Origin of the sequence: Aquabacterium sp. UBA2148 (assembly GCF_002328915.1) — a bacterium.
Taxonomy (GTDB): domain Bacteria; phylum Pseudomonadota; class Gammaproteobacteria; order Burkholderiales; family Burkholderiaceae_C; genus Aquabacterium; species Aquabacterium parvum.
In genome coordinates this window covers 4930-7475 of sequence record NZ_DCXA01000031.1, presented here as the reverse complement: position 1 = coordinate 7475, position 2546 = coordinate 4930, and the positions used below count along the sequence as shown (strand labels likewise).

Sequence of the window (2546 nt, the reverse complement as noted above, 5' to 3'; positions counted from 1 at the left end):
GCGTCGTGGCCAAGATCCTCGACTGATCCATGACGTGTTCTCGCGATCAGCCTGACTTCGTTTCAGGCCGGTCGCGAGCTTGTTCTTTATTGCTTAGGAGCCGTCATGGCACAACAAAAGATCCGCATCCGCCTGAAGGCGTTCGACTACAAGCTGATCGACCAGTCGTCGGCTGAAATCGTCGAAACCGCCAAGCGCACCGGTGCCATCGTCAAGGGCCCCGTGCCCCTGCCCACCCGCCTGCAGCGTTTCAACATCCTGCGCTCGCCGCACGTCAACAAGACGTCGCGTGACCAGTTCGAGATCCGCACCCACCAGCGCCTGATGGACATCGTCGACCCGACCGACAAGACGGTCGACGCCCTGATGAAGCTGGACCTGCCCGCTGGCGTGGACGTCGAAATCAAGCTGCAGTGATGCCGCTGAGTCCGGATGCCGGCGGTCACGTCGGCGCCGACTCCCCAGAAAGCCGCACCTTCCCGGTGCGGCTTTTTCATTCCCCCTCATTCCCCGCCACCGGCAGGCTGAGGCACTTGCGCTTTTTTTAAGCATTTGCTACAGTCGTGGGCTTTCCTGAAATGGGCGGCGTGTCTGCATTGGTTCAACCAGTGTTTGCGCGCAGTGCATGGATGGGATTTCCGGGCCCGGCCAATCGATGTCGGGTTTTTGTAAAAGGCTCCACGCATCGTTGTGGAGTTGGAGAAAAATATGAGTCTTAGCAATCGCCTCGGATTGCTGGGCCGCAAGGTGGGCATGATGCGCATCTACACGGACGACGGCGACGCCGTGCCCGTGACGGTGCTCGACGTGTCCAACAACCGCGTGTCCCAGGTCAAAACCGTTGAGAACGACGGCTACGTCGCCCTGCAAGTCGTGTTCGGTGCCCGCAAGGCATCGCGCGTGACCAAGCCTGAAGCCGGTCACCTGGCCAAGGCTGGCGTCGAAGCTGGTGAGTTCGTCAAGGAATTCCGCGTCCCCGCGGAAGTCGCCGCCGAATACAAGGCCGGCACCACCATCGCCCCCGCCGCCCTGTTCCAGGCCGGCCAGATGGTCGACGTGCAAGGCACTTCGATCGGCAAGGGCTTCATGGGCACCATCAAGCGCCACAACTTCGGTTCGCAGCGCGCTTCGCACGGTAACTCGCGTTCGCACAACGTCCCCGGCTCCATCTCGATGGCCCAGGACCCCGGTCGCGTGTTCCCCGGCAAGAAGATGTCTGGTCACCAAGGTGACGAGACCGTGACCACGCAAAACCTCGACGTCGTGCGCGTTGACGAAGCCCGTCAACTGCTGCTGGTCAAGGGCGCGGTTCCTGGCGCCAAGGGTGGCTTCGTCACCGTGCGCCCGGCCGTCAAGGTCAAGGTCAAGAAAGGAGCCAACTGATGGCACAGCTCGAACTGCTCAATGAGCAAGGTCAGGCTGCTTCCAAGGTTGAAGCATCCGACACCGTGTTCGGCCGCGAATACAACGAAGCCCTGATCCATCAGGTCGTCGTCGCCTACCAGGCCAATGCCCGTCAAGGCACCCGCGCCCAGAAGGACCGCGAACAGGTCAAGCACACCACCAAGAAGCCTTGGCGCCAAAAGGGCACCGGTCGCGCCCGCGCCGGTATGTCCTCGTCGCCCCTGTGGCGTGGCGGTGGTCGGATCTTCCCGAACAGCCCCGACGAGAACTTCACCCAGAAGGTCAACAAGAAGATGTACCGCGCCGGCATGGCCGCCATCTTCTCGCAGCTGGCCCGTGAAGGCCGCATCGCTGTGGTCGATTCGCTGACCGTCGAAGCCCCCAAGACCAAGCTGCTCGCCGCCAAGCTGAAGGCCATGAACCTGGACCACGTCCTGGTCATCGCCGACACCGTCGACGACAACCTGTTCCTGGCTTCGCGCAACCTGCCCAACGTGCTGGTTGTCGAACCCCGTTACGCCGATCCCCTGTCCCTGGTCTTCTACAAGAAGGTCGTGGTCACCAAGGGTGCGATCGAAAAGCTGCAGGAGATGTTCGCATGAGCACTCTCAAATTCGATGAAAACCGCCTGATGCAGGTGCTGGTCGCTCCGATCATTTCGGAAAAGGCCACCGCCGCTGCTGAAGAACGCGGCCAAGTGCTGTTCAAGGTGCTGCGCGACGCCACCAAGCCCGAGATCAAGGCCGCTGTTGAGCTGCTGTTCAAGGTCGAAGTCAAGTCGGTGCAAGTCCTGAACCAGAAGGGCAAGACCAAGCGTTTCGGTGGCCGCATCGGCCGTCGTGACCACGCCAAGAAGGCTTATGTGAGCCTGAAGGCCGGTCAAGAGCTGAACTTCTCCGGGGAGGCCGCGTAATCATGGCTGTCGTCAAAGTCAAACCGACCTCGCCCGGCCGCCGTGGCGTGGTGAAGGTGGTGCACAAGCACCTGCACAAGGGCAAGCCTGAGGCTTCGCTGCTTGAGCCGCAAAAGCAAAACGCTGGCCGCAACAACAACGGTCACATCACGATTCGCCACAAGGGCGGTGGTCACAAGCACCACTACCGCGTGGTGGACTTCGTGCGCAACAAGGATGGCATCCCGGC

The 2546-nt window shown here is 61.4% G+C and carries 4 protein-coding genes and 1 pseudogene; all 5 read left to right on the top strand.

Annotated features, from left to right (window positions below; all coding sequences use genetic code 11):
• The first annotated feature begins 105 nt into the window (after positions 1–105).
• Positions 106–417: a 30S ribosomal protein S10 gene (gene rpsJ / locus B2W70_RS01840; protein ID WP_058087412.1), complete on the top strand. Its 312-nt coding sequence runs from the start codon at positions 106–108 to the stop codon at positions 415–417.
• A gap of 291 nt (positions 418–708) precedes the next feature.
• A complete protein-coding gene (gene rplC, locus B2W70_RS01835; protein WP_058087411.1) occupies positions 709–1383 on the top strand; it encodes a 50S ribosomal protein L3 in 675 nt (224 codons plus the stop codon).
• Positions 1383–2006, top strand: coding sequence for a 50S ribosomal protein L4 (rplD, locus tag B2W70_RS01830; protein ID WP_137840964.1), 624 nt, complete (start codon positions 1383–1385; stop codon positions 2004–2006). The genes rplC and rplD overlap by 1 nt, the downstream gene beginning before the upstream one ends.
• The gene (gene rplW, locus B2W70_RS01825) at positions 2003–2317 is read left to right on the top strand and encodes a 50S ribosomal protein L23 (RefSeq protein ID WP_058087409.1); all 315 of its coding nucleotides are present in this window, start codon (positions 2003–2005) and stop codon (positions 2315–2317) included. The genes rplD and rplW overlap by 4 nt, the downstream gene beginning before the upstream one ends.
• Positions 2318–2319: 2 nt before the next feature.
• Positions 2320–2546, top strand: a pseudogene (locus tag B2W70_RS01820) (50S ribosomal protein L2); the annotation flags it as partial.

Bases quoted from the DNA above. Each gene is read 5' to 3' on its own strand.
- rpsJ (WP_058087412.1), top strand. From the start codon at position 106: ATGGCACAACAAAAGATCCGCATCCGCCTGAAGGCGTTCGACTACAAG.
- rplW (WP_058087409.1), top strand. From the start codon at position 2,003: ATGAGCACTCTCAAATTCGATGAAAACCGCCTGATGCAGGTGCTGGTC.
- rplC (WP_058087411.1), top strand. From the start codon at position 709: ATGAGTCTTAGCAATCGCCTCGGATTGCTGGGCCGCAAGGTGGGCATG.
- rplD (WP_137840964.1), top strand. From the start codon at position 1,383: ATGGCACAGCTCGAACTGCTCAATGAGCAAGGTCAGGCTGCTTCCAAG.